Below are 18,682 nucleotides of genomic sequence, written 5' to 3'. Positions count from 1 at the left end.
CAGTGCAATTGGAACGGGTCAGTGCCCGAGTTCTGGGACCTTGCGGTCGTCGCGTGGTGCTGCCGACCGGTCTTCTTCCGACAGATCGACCAGCGTATCGGGAAGAGGTTCGGCAGTAGCGATTTCAGCGATGGCAGCGCGCAATGTATCCAGCCCTTGCCCCGTGCGCGCGCTCAAAAAGACGCGCGAAATATTACCATACTCGTCCCGCTCGACCGCCTCGCCACGGGCCGCCAGCTCCGGCACCGCGTCGATCTTGTTGAACACCAGCACCTGGTGGATGGTGTCCGCACCGATTGCGTGCAGCACCTCATTCACCTGATCGATCTGATCGAGCCGCACGGCGCTCGACGCATCTACCACATGCAGCAGCAGGTCGGCGTGAATGGTTTCCTCGAGGGTGGCGCGGAAAGCCGCGACCAGCTGGTGAGGCAATTCGCGGATGAAACCGACCGTATCGGACACCACCACCTGGCCGGCCTCGTCGCCGAGATAGACGCGCCGCGACGTGGTGTCCAGCGTGGCGAACAGCTGGTCGGCGGCGTACGCCTGGGCCTTGGTCAGCGCGTTGAAGAGCGTGGATTTGCCCGCGTTCGTGTAGCCGACCAGCGAGACGGACATGGTCTGGTTGCGCGAGCGCTGGCGGCGCTGCGTGCCGTGCTGGCGACGCAGCTTTTCGAGCCGCGTCTTGAGCGCCTTGATGCGCTCGCCGATCAAACGGCGGTCGGTTTCGAGCTGCGTTTCGCCGGGACCGCGCAAACCGATACCGCCCTTCTGCCGTTCGAGGTGGGTCCACGCGCGGATCAGCCGCGTCGACAGATACTGCAATTGCGCGAGCTCCACCTGAAGCTTGCCTTCGTGGCTGCGGGCGCGTTGCGCAAAAATGTCGAGGATGAGACTGGTGCGATCAACCACGCGGCGGTTAAGCGCCTGCTCCAGATTGCGCTGCTGCGCAGGGGCCAGAGCGTGGTTGAAAATGACGAGTTCGATGTCGTTCGCCTCACACGCAAGACGCAGTTCTTCGGCCTTGCCGCTGCCGACGAACATCTTGGCATCGGGGCTGGACCGGCGTCCGGTGAGGGTGACTAAGGGATTCGCACCCGCGCTTTGCGCGAGCAGGCTGAGTTCTTCGAGACTGGCTTCGAAATCGATCTTACCGAAGTCGATGCCGACAAGCGCTGCATTGATCAAATTGGAGGGTATCAAAATGAGGCGGCCGGGAGTAATCGCCAACGGGCGACGCTACGCCGGCCGCGACGGGGGTTAGGACTGTTCGGAATCCGGGTGGAAATTCACCGGACGGGCAGGCACGACAGTCGAAATGGCGTGCTTGTAGACCATCTGGGTGACCGTATTCCGGAGCAACACGACGTACTGGTCGAACGATTCGATGTTCCCTTGAAGCTTGATGCCGTTGACCAAATAGATCGACACCGGCACGTGCTCTTTACGCAGTGCGTTCAAAAACGGGTCTTGTAACAATTGCCCTTTGTTGCTCATAGCAAACTCCGTATTTTTTTGCAGGTTGACTGAATTGACGATGAAGGAAAAAGAGATCCGCCGTCAACCGCTACACTATAGCCGATTTTCATTTTTGCGCGAGGGCCCTGGCCACCCGGCCAAACCCAACGCACACGCGGGTTTCAGCCTTTGTCCGCGTAAGGGTTCGTGGATGATCTGAACTCTATGCGCAATGGAGTCCCGGTCAGCGCGAAAGTTTCCCGGAAGCGGTTTTCGAGGTAGCGTTTGTACGTTTCGGTGATCGCGTCGAGCGCGTTCCCGTGAATCACGATAATCGGCGGATTCTGTCCGCCCTGGTGTGCGTAACGCAGTTTCGGGCGCACCGGACCGCGTCGGCGCGGCTGCTGGAATTCCACTGCGTCGATCAGCGCGCGCGTGAGCTTCGGCGTCGGCAGCTTGGCCATGGCCGCCTTGTAGGCATCGTCGACCGAGCGCATCAGCGGGCCAATTCCGGTTTTTTCCGCAGCTGAAATGAAGTGGAATTTGGCAAAGTCCAGAAATTTTAGTTTGCGTTGCAAGTCGGCCTTGGTGCGCTCGCGCACATGCGGATCCAGACCGTCCCACTTGTTCACGCCCACCACCAGCGCACGGCCCTGCTCCACAACGAAGCCGGCGATGTGGGCGTCCTGTTCCGAAATGTCCTGGCGCGCGTCGAGCAGCAGGATCACGACGTTCGCGTCCGAGATCGATTGCAGCGTCTTCACTACCGAGAATTTCTCGATCGCTTCGAACACTTTGCCGCGGCGTCGCAAACCGGCGGTGTCGATCAGCGTGTAGGGCTTGCCCTGGCGTTCGAAGTCGACATAAATCGAATCGCGCGTGGTGCCCGGCATGTCGAACGCGATCACGCGCTCTTCACCGACCAGCGCGTTGATCAGCGTCGACTTGCCGACGTTCGGCCGGCCGACGATGGCGATCTTCACCCCGCGCGCTTCTTTCTCGTCTTCGCCTTCTTCCGGCTGACCTGCGTAAGCGACGCCGAGCGCCTCGTTGATCATTTCTGTCACGCCGTCGCCGTGCGCCGAGGAAATCGCGCGCGGGTCGCCGAGACCGAGTTCGTAGAAGTCGGCGGCCACCGTGCTGTACTTCATCCCCTCCGCCTTGTTGACGACGAGGAAGATCGGCCGGCCGGTCTTGCGCAGGTAGTCGGCGATCGTCTTGTCCTGCGGCGCGAGACCGTTACGGCCATCGACGATGAACACCACGATGTCCGATTCCTCGACCGCCTGGCGGGTTTGACGCGCCATCTCGTGCAGGATGCCTTCTTTCGCGACCGGCTCGAAGCCGCCGGTATCGACGACCAGATACGGCCGCTCGCCGGTGCGCCCTTCGCCGTAATGGCGATCGCGGGTGAGACCGGGCAGGTCGGCAACCAGCGCATCACGCGAACGCGTGAGACGGTTGAACAGCGTGGATTTCCCCACATTGGGGCGCCCAACCAGGGCAATAACGGGTTTCATCAGATGTTGTTCACGGTGAAACGCGGGATCGGAATCGACCGCCCGCGTAGCGACGCCATGCGGCCGCTACACGGCAGCGTTTGACGAAAATTATCACGAATTCGGCCGGCCCCGGATGTGCTGTCAATATGCGCACCCGGGCGGACGGGGGTTTGGCTGTATGGGCAGCGCCAATGGGCCGCCAGGTTCAGTCTTCTTTGCTCGACGGCGCGCATGCCAGTTCAATGCGATTCACTGCTGTTGCCGTCGAAGATGGCGCCGCAAGCAGCCACCCATGGCCACGCGGGCCGTTTCTGATCCGACTTGCCGGACCAGCCAGTCCGGCGGAATATTTTTCTCTAAAAACGCGCGCGGCCGGCGAAGCCGGCCTGCACGCTTAACTCCAATGCCCGTGAGATTATCGCGGGCGGTAGCCGTACAGATCGCCGTCGTGCGTCTGCACCACCAGCGTTTCGCCGGCGAGAACCGGCGCGGCGGTAATCGCACTGCCGTCTGTCTTCACTCGAGCCACGAGCGTACCGTCGTCGCGCGACAGGAAATGCACGTAGCCCTGATAGTCGCCCAGCACTGCGGCGTGGCCCAGCAGGTACGGCACGCCGACGTCGCGGTTCTTCAGCTTGTCGTTCTTCCAGAGCGGCGCACCAGTGTTGACGTCGAACGCCGACACCACCGACCAGTCGTCGCCCGCCACCACGGCGCGATCATCCTGCGCCAGACCGCTCGTGCTCGAGAACGCTTTTTCCCAGACCGCGCGGCCGGAGTTCGCATCGAAGCAGCCAATCTGGCCTTGGAAAGTCACGGCGCACGTTTGCGAACCGACCAGCGTGGGCGGACCCGTCACGTCATTGATCCGCTCGACTTCGGTCACGCCCTTCGGGTACGACACCGGCGTCTGCCAGTAGTTATCGCCGGTTTGCAGGTTGATCGCAGCGAACGCGCCACCCGGGAAACCGGCCAGCACCGCCACGTCGCCCGCGAACGTCATGCCCGACGACACGCGCAGATTCAGCGGCACCGCGCGGTTGCGGTAATTCCACTTCTGCTCGCCGGTTTGCGCATTGAACGCGACGATCTGACCGTCGACCGTGCGCACGACCACGAGACCGTTGCCGACTAAGGGCGGCGAAATGATTTCGCCGGGCGCCTTCGCCGTCCACAGTTGCTTGCCGTCAGCGCCGAGCACGTAGACGTCACCCTTCAGGCCGCCGACCGCCGTCAGCGTGCCGTCGCTGCCGACGCCCGCCGAGAGGTCGTCGTGCAGCTTGACGCGCCAGATGTCCTTGCCGGTCTGCGCATCGATCTTCGCGACCGAGCCGTTCGCGCCGGCCGCGTACACCGCGTTGCCGACCGCGACCGGCGAGAACAGATAGCGCCCTGCTTTGCCCACGCTCGTCTTCCACGCCTGCTGCACGTCGAGCACGGGTTTGAACTCGGTGAGCGGCGTCGGCACGCGGCGCTCGTCTTTCGTGGATGAGCAAGCCGCCATGGTGAGGACGGTCATCGCACAGGCAACGGGCACAGCGTAACGTTTCAGCAGATTCATCGGTGGACGAAGCATTCAGGAAATTAATTAAAGGAGACCGGTTGGCCGTTGCACGCGGCGCGCCGCATGCAACGATTAGCCGCCCAACGCGTCCAGCTTGAACTGAATCAACTGGCGTGCCGAGCTATCGTTTTTCGACAGCGAGTCGAGCGCGAGCTTGTAGGCAGCGCGTGCATCGTCACGCTTGCCTTGAGCGGCGAGCAGGTCACCGCGGCCGTTCGCCGCAATGCCTTTGAACGCATCGGATTGCGGTTCGGCGAGCAGCGCGAGACCCTGGTCGTAGGCCTTCTCGTCGAGCAGCAGAGAAGCGAGGCGCAGCTTGGCAATCTGCTTGAACTCGTCGTCTTTCGCGTGATCGATGGTCCATTGCAGCTGGGCCTTCGCAGCAGCTTCGTCGCCCGCGGCGTACAGCGCCTTCGCGGCGCCCAGCGCGGTCATCTGCGCATACGCGGTGCGGCTGAACTTGTCTTCCATGTCGGTGGCGACGCGCGTGATCTTCGCCTTGTCGCCCGATGCCACGGCTTGCTGCACCTGGTCATACAGCACCGCCGCTTCCGCCGCCTGACGCCGCTGCCAGAAATTCCAGCCGTTCCAGCCGGCTGCGGCCACCAGCGCCACCAGCACGATCCACGTGGTTGCATTGCCCCACTGCGTCCACCATGCTTTCAGACTTTCAATCGATTCTTGTTCGTCGTGGTAACTCATCGCCCGGCGATTTCCTCTTTCTTGATACGTGTGCGTGTCGAACCATTGGGCTCGACGACATTGCGATCAGTCGTCGCCATCTTCGGCGGTTGCAACCATCGCATTGATTAGAAATTCGGTCAAGTCTTCGGCGGGCACGTTATGTTGCTCGTTTTTACCGCTGTTAGCATTTGTATCGCGCAGCGGTTTGACGCCGACCGTGCCGTTGGCAATCTCGTCTTCGCCGAGCACCACCGCGAATGCCGCGCCACTTGCGTCGGCACGTTTCATCTGCGATTTGAAGCTGGCGGCCTGGCCGTCTGCGCTGCAATGCAGGATCACATCGAGACCCGTATCGCGCAAACGCTCGGCGATGATGAAGGCTTGCTCGCGCGCTGCGTCGCCCTGATGGACCACGTACACGTCGCAACCTTCGTCTTCCGGCACGAGGTTTTCTTCTTTGAGCAGCTCGAGAATCCGCTCGACGCCCATCGCCCAGCCGCATGCGGCCGTCGGCTTGCCGCCGAGCTGTTCGATCAGCGGATCATAACGGCCGCCGGCCGCGACGGTGCCTTGCGCGCCGAGCTTGTCCGTCACCCATTCGAACACGGTCAGATTGTAATAATCGAGACCACGCACGAGACGCGGATTGATCGTGAACGGAATGTTGTTCGCCTTCAGAATGCGCTGCAGACCTTCGAAGTGCGCGCGCGATTCCTCGCCAAGAAAATCGATCAGTTTCGGTGCGTTCTGCGCGACTTCCTGCAGCGCCGGATTCTTCGTATCCAGCACGCGCAGCGGGTTCGTGTAGAGACGGCGTTTCGCGTCTTCGTCGAGCACGTCCATGTGCTTTTCGAGGTACGCGATCAACTCGACGCGATGCGCCGCGCGCTCTTCGGCGAGACCCAGCGAATTGATTTCGAGCTTGATGCCCATCAAGCCGAGGTCGTCCCACAGACGCTGGCACATCATGATGATTTCAGCGTCCGCGTCCGGGCCGGCAAAGCCCAATGCCTCGACGCCGACCTGATGGAACTGCCGGTAACGGCCGCGTTGCGGACGCTCGTGACGGAACATCGGCCCGACGTACCACAGGCGCTTCGGGCCGTCGTACAGCATGTTGTGTTCGATCGCCGCGCGCACGACAGCCGCGGTATTTTCCGGGCGCATCGTCAGATTTTCGCCGTTCAACGCGTCGGTAAAGCTGTACATCTCTTTCTCGACGATGTCGGTCACTTCGCCGATACCGCGCTTGAACAACTGCGTATGCTCGATGATCGGCGTACGAATGTTCTGGTATCCGTACGAACGCAGCATCGACTTGACGGTCGTTTCAAAAAATTCCCACAGCCCGGCTTCCTGCGGAAGGATGTCGTTCATGCCCTTCACGCCGGACAGCTTTTCGAGCTTTTTCTTCTGTTCAGTCATCTGTCTTCGATTGACGGTGTTTAGTTGAGTGCTTCGGCGCGGTCTGCTTCGGCGCGACCATAGCGGCGCTCGACGTAGTCACTCACGATTTGCTGAAATTCTTGCGCGATATTCTCGCCGCGCAGCGTCTTGACCTTCTCGCCGTCGATGAACACCGGCGCGGCCGGATTTTCACCCGAACCCGGCAAGCTGATGCCGATGTTCGCCTGCTTCGACTCACCCGGACCGTTGACGATGCAGCCCATCACCGCGACGTGCATCTTCTCGACGCCCGGATACTGATCGCGCCACACCGGCATCTGCGTACGCAGATAGGTCTGGATTTGCGACGCCAGTTCCTGGAACAGCGTACTGGTGGTACGGCCGCAACCCGGGCACGCGATCACCATCGGCGTGAACGAACGCAGACCCATGGTCTGCAGGATTTCCTGGCCGACGATCACTTCGCCAGTGCGCGGCGCGCCCGGTTCCGGCGTCAGCGAGATACGGATCGTGTCGCCGATGCCTTGCTGCAGCAACACGGACAGCGCCGCCGTCGACGCGACGATGCCCTTCGAGCCCATACCCGCTTCGGTCAGGCCCAGATGCAGCGCGAAGTCGCAACGGCGCGCCAGTTCGCGATACACCGCGATCAGATCCTGCACACCGCTGACCTTGCACGACAGGATGATCTTGTTGCGAGCCAAACCGAGTTCGACAGCGCGTTCCGCGGAGCCAATCGCCGACTGGATCAGCGCTTCGTACATGACGCTCTGCGCTTCCCACGGCGTGGAACGCGCGGCGTTTTCGTCCATCATTTTCGCGAGCAGGTCTTGATCGAGGCTGCCCCAGTTCACGCCGATCCGCACCGGCTTGTCGTACTTCACCGCGGCTTCGATCATCTGCGCGAACTGCGTGTCGCGCTTCGCGCCATGACCGACGTTGCCCGGATTGATCCGGTACTTCGACAACGACTCCGCGCACGCGGGGTAATCGCGCAGCAGCAGATGGCCGTTGTAATGAAAATCGCCGACCAGCGGCACCGACACGCCCATGCGGTCGAGCTGCTCACGCACGGACGGGACGGCCGCGGCCGCTTCCGGCGTGTTGACCGTGATACGCACCAGCTCCGAACCGGCCTGCGCCAGTTCCTTGATCTGGATCGCAGTGCCGATTGCATCCGCGGTATCCGTATTGGTCATCGACTGGACGCGCACCGGCGCGTCGCCGCCGATCGTGACAAGCTGGCCGCCCCAACGGACGTCGACCGCGCGCGACTTGCGCCGCGCCGCGTGGCCGCCGAACACCGGCTCGCTTGAAACAAGCTTGCTACTGGATTGGGATTGAGCTTCGGATTGCATCGAAAAACCCATTTACGCCGCATGCGCCACACCAAAGCCGTGGCGCCTGAATTGAAAAAGCGCCGCAGCCGGCTGGCCGCGACGCATACCGTATCTATCAAGGCAGCGCGAAGCGTGCCACGTTCCCCTTGGCTGCCGAATATTTCGACGGATCGACCGGCTGGCCGTCGAGCGTCAGCGACTCGAGACCGGCCCTGTTGCCGATCGTGACCTTGAACGGGGCCGCGCCTGTCACTTCCTTCGTATCGCCCGCGCGCACGAGGCCGGAAAATACCTCCTTGCCGTCCTTGCCACGCACGCTGAACCAGCTGTCTTGCGTCACGCGCAGCGCGACGATCGCCTCGCCTGCGGTTACCGCTTCCGCGGCAGATGCGCCGGCTGCGGCGCCCGTGGGCGCACTCGCACCTTGCACGGCGGCGACCTGAACCTGCGAGCCGGCCTTCGGCGCGGCCGCGGTCGCTGCCGTCACCGGCGGCGCGGACGCCGGTGCCGTACCGGTCGGCAGCGGCGCGGGCATCGGTGTAGCCGAACCTGAGTTATCCGCTGCGGCTTGCGCTTCCGGCGCGGACGCAGCCTCGGACGCAGCTTCAGCCACCGCCTTGGAGCCTGCCGCCGGCCCTTGCGCCACCGCGCCCGATGCTCCGGTCGCGCTGCCAGCCGCGCCGTTCGCGCTCGCCTTCAAACGCGCGAGCCACGCCGACGAATCACCGCCATTGGTATGCCACATACCGAGCGCGATCACCGCGACGATCACCGCTGCAATACCCCACAACCACGAACGACTTTTTTGTCCGCTGCCGCCGAGCGACAACGACACCCGGCCGCGCGGCAAATCCTTGCCCGACGACGCCGGCATCGAAAGATCCGGCGTCGGCACGCCCTTCTCGCGACGCAGCGCCTGAGTAAAAGGCGTGGGATCCGCGCCGAGCATCTTCGCGTAGCTGCGCACCACGCCGAGCGCGAACGTCGTATCCGGCAGATGGCTAATGTCGCCCGATTCGAGCGCACGCAATTTGACCCCAGGCACTTTCAGGCGCGCCGATACGTCGTCGATCGTCCAGCCTTTCGATTCGCGCAATTGGGTCAGGCGCGCGCCCACTGCCGCCAACGAATCCAGCCCGGACGGTCCAACAGGCTGCACCACCGCCCGAGCGACCGGCGCCGGATGGTCTGCGTTCGTGTCTACGTCGTGCGGCTGCGGGTGCTGCGGCTCACTCATCCCAAATCCTTTCGCGTCGATTCTTTTTTCACTTGTGCAACCCGGCTGGGCGAACTGCCCCAAGTCCGAATCGCAGACCGTTTATAACAAAATGTGCGGCCTTGTGCGCCGCTTCCGATCGCTTCTGCAAACTTTCTTTTCAATCGCCAGCGGCGCGGAAGGGTTTTACATGTTCGCGGAGCTTTCCGCCGAACAACTGCGCCCTGCCGCCTCGTGCGATTACACGGCGCGAACCTCGATTATCTTCGCTGCCTTCCCGGTGCGTTCAGCAAGGCGCGTGCGGTCTTTCACCGCACCGGCCAGCTGACCGCAGGCAGCATCGATATCATCGCCGCGTGTTTTGCGCACCGTGGTGACGACGCCAGCGTTCATCAGCACTTGCGCAAACCGTTTGATCTGTTCCGGCTTCGAGCGGATGAGGCCCGATTCAGGGAACGGATTGAACGGAATCAGATTGAATTTGCAAGGTACGTCGCGCGTGACGGCCAGCAATTCGCGCGCTTGCGCTTCGCTGTCGTTCACGCCGTCGAGCATGCAATATTCAAACGTAATGAAATCGCGCGGCGCGACTTTCAGATAGCGCTGGCAAGCCGCCATCAATTCGCGCAGCGGGTACTTCTTGTTCAGCGGCACCAGCATGTCGCGCAGCGGGTCGCTGGGCGCATGCAGCGATACCGCGAGCGCCACCGGCAGATCGGCGCCGAGCCGGTCCATCATCGGCACCACGCCCGAGGTGGACAGCGTGACGCGCCGGCGCGACAGGCCGTACGCGTTGTCGTCGAGCATCAGGCGCATGGCGGGCACCACTGCGTCGTAATTCAGCAGCGGTTCGCCCATGCCCATCATCACGACGTTCGTGACGACGCGCTCGCCCTTGCCTTCGCCACCCGCAGCACGGCCGCCGGCCGCGCCAAGCGACGCGCGCAGCGCAAACTCGGCCATGCGCAACTGGCCGATGATTTCGCCAGTGGTGAGATTGCGGGAGAAGCCCTGTTTGCCGGTCGAACAGAAGCGGCAGTTGACCGCGCATCCGGCTTGCGACGACACGCACAGCGTGCCGCGAGTTTCTTCGGGGATGAAGACGGTTTCGACCGCGTTGCTGTTACCGACGTCGATCAGCCACTTGCGTGTGCCGTCGGTAGAAATATGGTCGCTGACGATGCCGGGCATCGAGATCGTGGCGCGCCCCTTGAGCTTTTCGCGCAAGGACTTCGCCAGATCGGTCATGCCGTCGAAGTCGGCAGCGTTGTACTGGTGAATCCAGCGCTGCAATTGCTTGGCGCGAAACGGCTTCTCGCCCAGGCTGTCGCAGTAAGCGACAAGCCCTTGGGCGTCGAGGTCGAGAAGGTTGACGGAGGGACTGCTCGTCATATCGAATCCTGCCATTTCAGTGCGAGACTGCGTTCATGCAACAAGCTGCATGAACGCAATGCCGTTCGCGCTCATTCCTGCTGCTTTACCTTACTACTTTGCCTGGCGATTCGTGCGATTAATCAAATCGGCTGCACGAATCGCGCGAGGCATCAACCAGGCTTAACCAGGCGTTAAACCGGCATCAACCGGCTATTAACGCGAGTAGACGTTCACTTGCGGGAAGAAGAATGCGACTTCGACAGCAGCCGTTTCAGCTGCGTCCGAACCGTGCACCGCGTTAGCGTCGATGCTGTCGGCGAAATCAGCACGGATCGTGCCCTTTTCCGCCTTCTTCGGGTCCGTTGCACCCATCAGGTCACGGTGCTTCAGGATCGCGCTTTCGCCTTCCAGCACTTGCACGACCACCGGGCCCGAGATCATGAATTCGACCAGGTCCTTGAAGAACGGACGTGCGGCGTGCACGGCGTAGAACTTCTCTGCGTCCGCGCGCGACAAGTGAACCATGCGCGAAGCGATGATCTTCAGACCAGCGTTTTCGAAGCGGCTGTAGATCTGACCGATCACGTTCTTTGCCACTGCGTCCGGCTTGATAATCGACAGGGTGCGTTCGATCGCCATAAAAACTCCAAAAAATTAAGAGGTTACAGATTTAAATGAATCCGCTATTGTAGCATGTTCCCGTGTATGATTGCGATTGAACCCTTACAGCACTGAAAGACTCCAAGCAGACGTGTCTGAATGCTGGTAGCGTAGGCCGGGTGGACATTTTCGGGGCATTGAAACTCCCTGCCTTCGCATCAATCTTAGGGATGGACACACTGCGACTGGCGGCCCCAATCCCGGCCGGCGCAGCACAACCACGACGCAACACGCTTCTGACGTAAGGAGAGACCATGAACGAACATCCGTACAGCTTTGGCCGCACTGGCGCGGTCAGCACGGTCGAAACGCGCAACCGCGTACTACGAAACACCTATTGGCTGCTCGCACTATCCATGATTCCGACAGTGCTCGGCGCGTGGGTGGGCGTAGCAACCGGTTTCTCGCTGTTCGCCGCCACCAGTCCCGCCATGAGCATGCTGGCTTTCTTCGCGATCGCCTTCGGCTTCATGTTCGCCATCCAGAAAACCAAAGACAACGCAGCGGGTGTCTTCGTACTGCTCGGCTTCACGTTCTTCATGGGCCTGATGCTGTCGCGCATCCTGAGCTTCGTGCTCGGTTTTTCTAACGGCCCGTCGCTGATCATGCTCGCCTTCGGTGGCACTGGTGTGATCTTCGCGTCGATGGCAACGATCGCCACGGTCAGCAAGCGCGACTTCTCCGGCCTCGGCAAGTGGCTGCTCATGGGCGTGATCGTGCTGCTGCTGGCATCGGTGGCCAACGTGTTCCTGCATCTGCCGGCCTTGATGTTGACGGTCTCGGTGATGGCGATCGTGATCTTCTCGGCCTACATGCTGTTTGACGTGCAGCGGGTGGTGAACGGCGGCGAAACGAATTACATCACCGCCACGCTTGCGATCTATCTGGATCTGTACAACGTGTTCGTCAACCTGCTCGCGCTGCTCGGCATCTTCGGCGGCAACCGCAACTAAGGCTTGACCTCGAGGCGTGGCGCGGCAAGCATCCCGCTCAAAAAAACGCCCATGACGATTGCTCGTCATGGGCGTTTTTCTTTGCGCGGCGTCGCGTCAGACATGACTCACGGCGTCAACAGCCAAACCCGGCGGCTTCAAGACTCAGAGACTCAGCCAGGCAAAGCCTTCATCCTGCGAAGCCACTACCACTTCGGTCGGCGCCGCACCCAGCACACCCGCCATCGCGGCTTGCGCCAGCTCCGGCAAGTTGTTCTGCTGACTCAGATGCGCAGCGACCAGATGGCGCAAGTGTGAACGGTCGAGCGAAGCCAGAATTTCAGCCGCCGCGTCGTTGTTCAGATGCCCATGATTGCCGCCGATGCGCGCCTTCAGCGACTGCGGATAGCGGCTGCCCGCCAGCATCCGCACGTCGTGATTGCATTCGAGCACCAGCGCGTCGCAACCGCTCAGTACGGCACTGATGTGCGGCGTCGAGGTGCCAACGTCGGTCAGCACGCCGAGCCGGCTTGCACCATTCGAGAGCACGTATTGCAGCGGCTCGCGGGCGTCGTGGGGAACGGTGTAAGGCAGGATGCTGAGGTCGCCGATCGCCACCGCTTCGTCGCCCCACAGCACCTGCAGGTCGACATCGGCTTCGTCGGCGCCCACCGCGCGGGCGGTGCCCCAGCTCATATACAGCGGAATCGACCACTTGCGCGCCAGCGTTAGCGCGCTGCCAATGTGGTCGCTGTGTTCATGCGTGATCAGAATGGCATCGAGGCCTTCGACGCCAGCGCCGAGCCGCGTCAGGCGCCGCTCGACTTCCTTGGCCGAAAAGCCGCAGTCCAGCAGCACGCGCGTGCTGGTCGCGCCGCTTTGCGCCTCCACCAGCAAGGCATTGCCTTCACTGCCGCTGCCGAGACTGGCGAACCGCACAGCCCGCTTAGTTCAGTTGCGCGTGCAGCAGCGACACGATGCGCTGCGCGTCGGACGAGTTATCCACCTGCCCGTTCGCGTCCAGCACCGCTACCTGCGTTACCGTGTCGCCCTTCGAGCGCACGTTGACGAGGAATTCCTGAGCCGGCTTCTTCGACGACGAATTGCCGCTATAGAACAGCTTGCCGAGGATCCCTTCCTTCTTCAGTTCCTGCATCGAATCTGCGTAGCGCACGTAGTAGATGCCCTTTGCGCGATCGCGGTTGTCCACGGTGAAGTTGGTGCGATCGAGCGCGAGACCCACCCGCAACCACGCGCGGTCGAACGATTCCTGCAGGTCAAGCGTCGATGCGCCCGCGCTCTGGTCGATCGTGGCCGGTGCGGTAGCCGGGCGTGCATCGGTCAACAACTGCTTCGACTGGGCTTCGGTCAGGCCGAACTTCTGCATCAGCTTGGTGAGGAACAGTGCTTCGAGCGCCGGATCGCGCGGACGCTCTTCCCAGCGCGACGACGTCTTGTCCTGGCCCGTCAGCATCTCTTCCATCGCGCTATGCGTGATCGAAATGTCGGTGGTGGCGGACGGCCCGCGCGACACCAGCGTGCGGAAGCTGTCGCGGATGCCCGACGAGTACGCGAAGTCGATCACCTTGCCGACGGTGCGGCGGAACCAGTCGTCCGGAATATTGGCACGGTTTTCAGCCCAGTCGGTCGTCATGATGCCGGTGGCCGGCGCGTCGGTTTTCAGCACGAAGCCGTTTTCCTGCCAGAACTCCTGCAGTTGCGACCACAGTTGTTCCGGCGAGCGCCCGTCGACCACCAGCCAGCGGCGATCGCCGTCGCGTTCGATGTGCATGCCGAGCGGGTCTTGTGCAGTCGGCTGGCCTTCGGTCGTGTTGCCGGCTGCCGTCACCGCACGCTGCGTCGCGCCACCCAGTGCGAGGTTGGCGGGCGGCGCAACGTAGCGCTGATCGGTCGGCGTGGTGGTCAGATCGCCCGGAACGGCCAGCGGCGGCGCGCTGCCCGCGCCCTTGTAGTTGACGCGGTCGGAGGCAAACCAGTCGTTCAGCGTGTCACAGCCGGCGAGCGTCGTGAGGGCAAGCGCCAGCGCCGCCATGCGGGTTGCGTGGAGGGAAAGTGCGGAACGTTTCATGAGGTCCTTCGTGATGCTGGAACGCGGTGCCTGGTTCAGTGTGCCGGGAACGTGGGCTGGATCGACGTCGGTTAAGGGAATGCCGGTGGGCAGTCTTTCTCGGGTTGGCGCTGGCGGGCGCTGCGGCTCTGCGTCCGCTTAGCCCAACAGGCCCGCTTCGCGCAGCGCGGCGCGCACCACTTCGTGGTACTGCGCGTCGAGCGGCGTGAGCGGCAGGCGGATACCGCCCTGCACACGACCGAGTTGCTGCAACGCCCATTTCGCCGGAATCGGGTTCGATTCGATGAACAGGTTCTTATGCAGCGACAGGAGTTTCAGGTGAATCTCACGCGCGGTCCTGGCGTCCGCGGCGAGCGCCGCCTTGCACAGCTCGCTCATGGCACGCGGCGCGACGTTCGCAGTGACCGAAATGTTGCCGTGACCACCGAGCAGCATCAGCGCGATCGCGGTCGGATCGTCGCCGCTGTAGATGCCGAAATGCGCGGGCGCCGACTTGATCAGATGCGCAGCGCGGTCGATGTTGCCAGTGGCTTCCTTCACGCCGACGATGCCCGGCACCTGCGCGCAACGCAGAATGGTTTCGTTGCTCATGTCCGCGACGGTGCGGCCCGGCACGTTGTACAGGATCACCGGCAGATCGACGGTTTCGGCGATCTTCGCGAAGTGGCGATAGATGCCTTCCTGAGTCGGCTTGTTGTAATACGGCACGACCTGCAGCGTGGCGTCCGCACCGACCTCTTTGGCCTGCTTCGTGAGCTCGATCGCTTCGGTGGTGGAGTTGCCGCCCGAGCCCGCGATCACCGGAATCCGGCCCGCCGTGTGCTCGACCGCGGTCTTGACCATCAGCACGTGTTCTTCGACCGACAACGTGGCCGATTCGCCGCTCGTGCCGACCACGACCAGCGCGTTCGTGCCCTCTGCGATGTGCCAGTCGATCAGTTTGCGAAACGCCGGCAGATCGAGGCTGCCGTCTTCAAGCATCGGGGTGATGATAGCAGGAATGCTGCCGCGAATCTGAACGCCGCCAGTGCTGCCGTGATTGCCGCTTTGAGTGCCGCTTTGAGTGCCGCTTTGGTTGCCGCTTTGGTTGCCGTTAGTCATGAAACGCCATGAATTTGATCAGGTAAACCGCGATTGTAGCGGATTAGCCAGCCAACTCGTAACAAGGCGGCAGTGCCGCCTCTGCAAGGTCGGCTGAGCGCTCCGCCCCCAGAATTGCGCAGATCCGCTGGACGTAAGCCGGGCGCGGCTGCGCGAGAAAACCGTCCTGAAAAGCGACCACGCGAAGGTGGCCGCGCACCACGTCGAGCAACTCGCCGGGTGCGAGCAAAAACGCCGGATTAGACGGTTTGCCGACCCTTTCGTTGCCTTGCGCAAAGGTCTCGTAAACCAGTACGCCGCCCGGCGCGAGCGAGCGTAAAAGCTGCGGGAAAAGTGGCCGATGCAGGTAGTTCGTGACCACGACCGCGGCGAATTTCGCGCTGTCGGGCAAGGGCCACGCGGCGCCTTCGATATCCGCAGCGAGTGTGGTAATGAGCGGCTCGTCGCGCATCGTGTCGAGCGCGGCCGCGTCGCGGTCGAGGGCGATCACCGGATGACCCAGCGACGCGAAAAACCGCGCATGCCGCCCCGCTCCCGACGCGACGTCGAGCACCGCGCCGCCCGCCGCGACCAGATGCGCCCAATGGCACACCCAGCACGACGGTTCGCCGTTTCCGTGCGATGCAGTGTGCGGCGCGGCGACGCGAGTGCTCATCACGCAGACGTGCGCATCAGTTATACGACAGGCCCATCGCCTCGCGCACGTCGCGCATCGTTTCCGTGGCGAACTTGCGGGCTTTGTCGCAGCCGTCGGCGACAATCGCGCGCAACAGCGACGGATCGTCCATGTACTTCTGCGCGCGCTCGAGCATCGGCTGCTGTTCGCGCAGGATGCCTTCGATCACCGGCTGCTTGCACTCGAGGCAGCCGATCCCAGCCGAGCGGCAGCCCTTCTGCACCCATTCGTGCGTGGCTTCGTCCGTGTAGACCTGATGCAGCTGCCACACCGGGCACTTGTCCGGATCGCCCGGGTCGGTGCGGCGCACGCGCGCGGGGTCGGTCGGCATGGTGCGGACCTTCTTCGTGATCGTTTCCGCGTCTTCGCGCAGGCCGATCGTATTGCCGTACGACTTCGACATCTTCTGGCCATCGAGGCCCGGCATGCGCGACGCCTCCGTCAGCATAGCCTGCGGCTCGACCAGAATGATCTTGCGCGAACCTTCGAGGTAGCCGAACAGGCGCTCGCGATCGTTCATCGACAGGCTTTGCGATTCCTGCAGCATCGCGCGCGCCTGTTCGAGCGCTTCGTCGTCGCCTTCCTGCTGATAGGCGTTGCGCAGTTCGTGATAGAGCTTGGCGCGCTTGCCGCCGAGCTTCTTCGCCGCTTCATTGGCCTTTTCTTCGAAGCCCGGCTCGCGGCCGTACAAATAGTTGAAACGGCGCGCGATTTCACGCGTCATTTCGACGTGCGGCACCTGGTCTTCGCCGACCGGCACGAGCGAGCCGCGATACAGCAGAATGTCCGCCGCCATCAGCACCGGATAGCCGAGGAAGCCGTAGGTGGACAGATCCCTGTCCTTCAGCTTCTCCATCTGCTCCTTGTAGGTCGGCACGCGTTCGAGCCAGCCGAGCGGCGTGCTCATGCCGAGCAGCAACGCCAGTTCAGCATGCTCGGGCACCTTGCTCTGGATGAACAGCGTAGCCTGCGCCGGATCGATGCCGGAGGCGAGCCAGTCGATCAGCACGTCCCACACGTTCTTTTCGATCACTTCGGGCGTTTCATAGTGCGTCGTCAGCGCGTGCCAATCGACCACGCAGAAGAAACATGGGTATTCGGACTGCAGCCGCACCCAGTTTTTCAGCACGCCGTGGTAGTGGCCGAGGTGCAGCGACCCGGTGGGCCGCATGCCGGAGAAGATACGGTCTGGGAACATGGTTATTTAGAAAAGCGAAACAAGTGGAGTCAGAATTGCGGTGATCGCAGCGTAGCCGAGCGTAACGAGCGGGCTCAGCCAATAACGCGTCAGCGTGCCCGTCATCACCAGCGCCATCACGATGAAAAACCCGTACGGCTCGAGGCGCGACAGCGCGATCGATTGCCGCGGCGGCAACAGCGCCATCAGCACGCGGCCGCCGTCGAGCGGCGGCAACGGAAACAGGTTGAGCACGCCCAGCACGAGGTTCACGCCGACACCGGCCGCGGCCATGCGCGTTAAGAACGGTTCGTCGACGCTCAGCACAGCGAGCGCGACGCCGAACAGACCCCACACCAATGCCTGCACGAAATTGCACAGCGGTCCGGCCGCCGCGACCCACAGACTGCCCCAGCGCGGATTGCGCAGATTGCCGAAGGCGACCGGCACGGGCTTCGCGTAACCGAACATGAACGCGCCGCCGGTCGCGAAGTACAGCAGCAAGGGAATCGCGATCGTGCCAAGCGGATCGATATGCCGCATCGGATTGAGGGAGACGCGGCCAAGCACGTACGCGGTATTGTCGCCGAGCCAGCGCGCAACGTAACCATGCGCGGCTTCGTGCAGCGTGATCGCGAAAATCACCGGCAACGCGTATACCGCAATGGTCTGTATTAGTGAAGAATCCATAACTCGTTATTGTAACAACGCGATGGCGTGCGTCTGTCCGCTTTCGCTTAAGCCGTCTCTTCGAGACCGAACGGCGCGAGAGAGCCGCGCCCTGCCCGCACCAGCACCGGCTCGAGGCCGGTCAGATCGATCACGGTGGATGGCTCGCACACGCACGCGCCGCCGTCAATCACCAGATCGAGCTGCTTTTCCAGGCGTGCGCGGATTTCTTCCGGGTCGTTCAGCGGCTGCGTTTCGCCCGGCATGATCAGCGTCGAGCCGAGCAGCGGCTGGCCGAGTTCTTCGAGAATCGCGAGGGTGATCGCGTGATCCGGCACCCGCAGCCCGATCGTCTTGCGCGATGGATGCGACAGGCGCCGCGGCACTTCCTTGGTGGCCTGCAGCACGAACACGTAAGGCCCTGGCGTCACCGATCTGATCAGCCGGTACTGGTGGTTATCCACCATTGCGAAGTTCGCCAGCTCCGACAGGTCGCGCACCAGCAGCGACAGCAATTGCTTCTCGTCGAGACCGCGAATCCGCCGCAGACGCTCGACCGCGTCCTTGTCGTCGAGATGACAGGCGAGCGCGTAGCTCGAATCGGTCGGCAACGCGACGACGCCGCCGTCGTTGATGATCTGCGCGGCCTGCTTGACGAGGCGCGGCTGCGGATTGTCCGGATGAAGCCGAAAGTATTGGGACATGATGACTAGCTGACTAACGGTCGTTACAGCGGGTCGCTACAGCGGGTCGCTACAGCGGAGGAATCGGACGGGCGCACGCGCCCGGGATGACGGCTGCTTGACGTGTCGTGCCGCCGTGGCACGGCG

The 18,682-nt window shown here is 62.6% G+C and carries 18 protein-coding genes; 1 reads left to right on the top strand and 17 read right to left on the bottom strand.

Annotated features, from left to right (window positions below; translation table 11 throughout):
• Positions 1 to 18: 18 nt before the first annotated feature.
• The 10 genes from hflX to ndk all read right to left on the bottom strand — a co-directional run bounded on the left by hflX (position 19) and on the right by ndk (position 11,187).
• The gene (gene hflX, locus AC07WT_RS06665; RefSeq protein WP_494946480.1) at positions 19 to 1,233 is read right to left on the bottom strand and encodes a GTPase HflX; all 1,215 of its coding nucleotides are present in this window, start codon (positions 1,231 to 1,233) and stop codon (positions 19 to 21) included.
• Between the two features lie 30 nt (positions 1,234 to 1,263).
• A complete protein-coding gene (gene hfq, locus AC07WT_RS06660) occupies positions 1,264 to 1,500 on the bottom strand; it encodes an RNA chaperone Hfq (RefSeq protein ID WP_006051315.1) in 237 nt (78 codons plus the stop codon).
• A gap of 143 nt (positions 1,501 to 1,643) precedes the next feature.
• A complete protein-coding gene (gene der / locus AC07WT_RS06655; protein WP_492592922.1) occupies positions 1,644 to 2,981 on the bottom strand; it encodes a ribosome biogenesis GTPase Der in 1,338 nt (445 codons plus the stop codon).
• Positions 2,982 to 3,378: 397 nt separating this feature from the next.
• Positions 3,379 to 4,524, bottom strand: coding sequence for an outer membrane protein assembly factor BamB (gene bamB, locus AC07WT_RS06650; RefSeq protein WP_492592921.1), 1,146 nt, complete (start codon positions 4,522 to 4,524; stop codon positions 3,379 to 3,381).
• A gap of 75 nt (positions 4,525 to 4,599) precedes the next feature.
• Positions 4,600 to 5,229 carry a YfgM family protein gene (locus tag AC07WT_RS06645; RefSeq protein WP_492592920.1) on the bottom strand — a complete coding sequence of 210 codons (630 nt, stop codon included), beginning with the start codon at positions 5,227 to 5,229 and terminating at the stop codon, positions 4,600 to 4,602.
• Positions 5,230 to 5,295: 66 nt separating this feature from the next.
• Positions 5,296 to 6,636: a histidine--tRNA ligase gene (hisS, locus tag AC07WT_RS06640; protein ID WP_494946479.1), complete on the bottom strand. Its 1,341-nt coding sequence runs from the start codon at positions 6,634 to 6,636 to the stop codon at positions 5,296 to 5,298.
• 20 nt (positions 6,637 to 6,656) lie between these two features.
• Positions 6,657 to 7,988 carry a flavodoxin-dependent (E)-4-hydroxy-3-methylbut-2-enyl-diphosphate synthase gene (gene ispG, locus AC07WT_RS06635; RefSeq protein WP_492592918.1) on the bottom strand — a complete coding sequence of 444 codons (1,332 nt, stop codon included), beginning with the start codon at positions 7,986 to 7,988 and terminating at the stop codon, positions 6,657 to 6,659.
• An 85-nt stretch (positions 7,989 to 8,073) separates the two neighbouring features.
• Positions 8,074 to 9,195 (bottom strand): helix-turn-helix domain-containing protein, encoded by a 1,122-nt coding sequence (locus tag AC07WT_RS06630; protein ID WP_494946478.1) that lies wholly within the window; start codon positions 9,193 to 9,195, stop codon positions 8,074 to 8,076.
• A 219-nt stretch (positions 9,196 to 9,414) separates the two neighbouring features.
• Positions 9,415 to 10,566 (bottom strand): dual-specificity RNA methyltransferase RlmN, encoded by a 1,152-nt coding sequence (gene rlmN / locus AC07WT_RS06625; RefSeq protein ID WP_492592916.1) that lies wholly within the window; start codon positions 10,564 to 10,566, stop codon positions 9,415 to 9,417.
• 195 nt (positions 10,567 to 10,761) lie between these two features.
• Positions 10,762 to 11,187, bottom strand: a complete 426-nt coding sequence (gene ndk / locus AC07WT_RS06620) for a nucleoside-diphosphate kinase (RefSeq protein ID WP_494946477.1) — start codon at positions 11,185 to 11,187, stop codon at positions 10,762 to 10,764.
• A gap of 275 nt (positions 11,188 to 11,462) precedes the next feature.
• Here ndk and AC07WT_RS06615 point away from each other — a divergent pair, with 275 nt between their 5' ends.
• On the top strand, positions 11,463 to 12,161 hold the full coding sequence (locus tag AC07WT_RS06615) for a Bax inhibitor-1/YccA family protein (RefSeq protein ID WP_492592914.1): 699 nt from the start codon (positions 11,463 to 11,465) through the stop codon (positions 12,159 to 12,161).
• Between the two features lie 144 nt (positions 12,162 to 12,305).
• Here the strand turns inward: AC07WT_RS06615 and AC07WT_RS06610 are convergent, their stop codons facing one another.
• From AC07WT_RS06610 to AC07WT_RS06580, 7 genes are all read right to left on the bottom strand, one after another.
• Complete coding sequence (locus AC07WT_RS06610; RefSeq protein WP_492592913.1) at positions 12,306 to 13,079, bottom strand: MBL fold metallo-hydrolase; 774 nt, start codon at positions 13,077 to 13,079, stop codon at positions 12,306 to 12,308.
• 7 nt (positions 13,080 to 13,086) lie between these two features.
• Entirely contained in the window at positions 13,087 to 14,229 is a 1,143-nt protein-coding gene (gene bamC / locus AC07WT_RS06605) for an NlpB/DapX family lipoprotein (protein ID WP_492592912.1), read from the bottom strand.
• Positions 14,230 to 14,367: 138 nt separating this feature from the next.
• The gene (gene dapA / locus AC07WT_RS06600; RefSeq protein WP_494946476.1) at positions 14,368 to 15,330 is read right to left on the bottom strand and encodes a 4-hydroxy-tetrahydrodipicolinate synthase; all 963 of its coding nucleotides are present in this window, start codon (positions 15,328 to 15,330) and stop codon (positions 14,368 to 14,370) included.
• 43 nt (positions 15,331 to 15,373) lie between these two features.
• Positions 15,374 to 15,985, bottom strand: coding sequence for a class I SAM-dependent methyltransferase (locus tag AC07WT_RS06595; RefSeq protein WP_494946475.1), 612 nt, complete (start codon positions 15,983 to 15,985; stop codon positions 15,374 to 15,376).
• A 16-nt stretch (positions 15,986 to 16,001) separates the two neighbouring features.
• Positions 16,002 to 17,204 (bottom strand): tryptophan--tRNA ligase, encoded by a 1,203-nt coding sequence (locus AC07WT_RS06590; protein WP_492592909.1) that lies wholly within the window; start codon positions 17,202 to 17,204, stop codon positions 16,002 to 16,004.
• Positions 17,205 to 17,210: 6 nt separating this feature from the next.
• Positions 17,211 to 17,873, bottom strand: coding sequence for a site-2 protease family protein (locus AC07WT_RS06585; protein ID WP_492592908.1), 663 nt, complete (start codon positions 17,871 to 17,873; stop codon positions 17,211 to 17,213).
• A gap of 47 nt (positions 17,874 to 17,920) precedes the next feature.
• The gene (locus AC07WT_RS06580) at positions 17,921 to 18,556 is read right to left on the bottom strand and encodes an L-threonylcarbamoyladenylate synthase (protein ID WP_494946474.1); all 636 of its coding nucleotides are present in this window, start codon (positions 18,554 to 18,556) and stop codon (positions 17,921 to 17,923) included.
• Positions 18,557 to 18,682: the final 126 nt, after the last annotated feature.

The organism is Paraburkholderia sp. GW821-FHT02A12 (assembly GCF_059422005.1).
The sequence above is the reverse complement of the archived record's forward strand: the minus strand, read 5'-3'. Positions and strand labels throughout refer to the sequence as shown.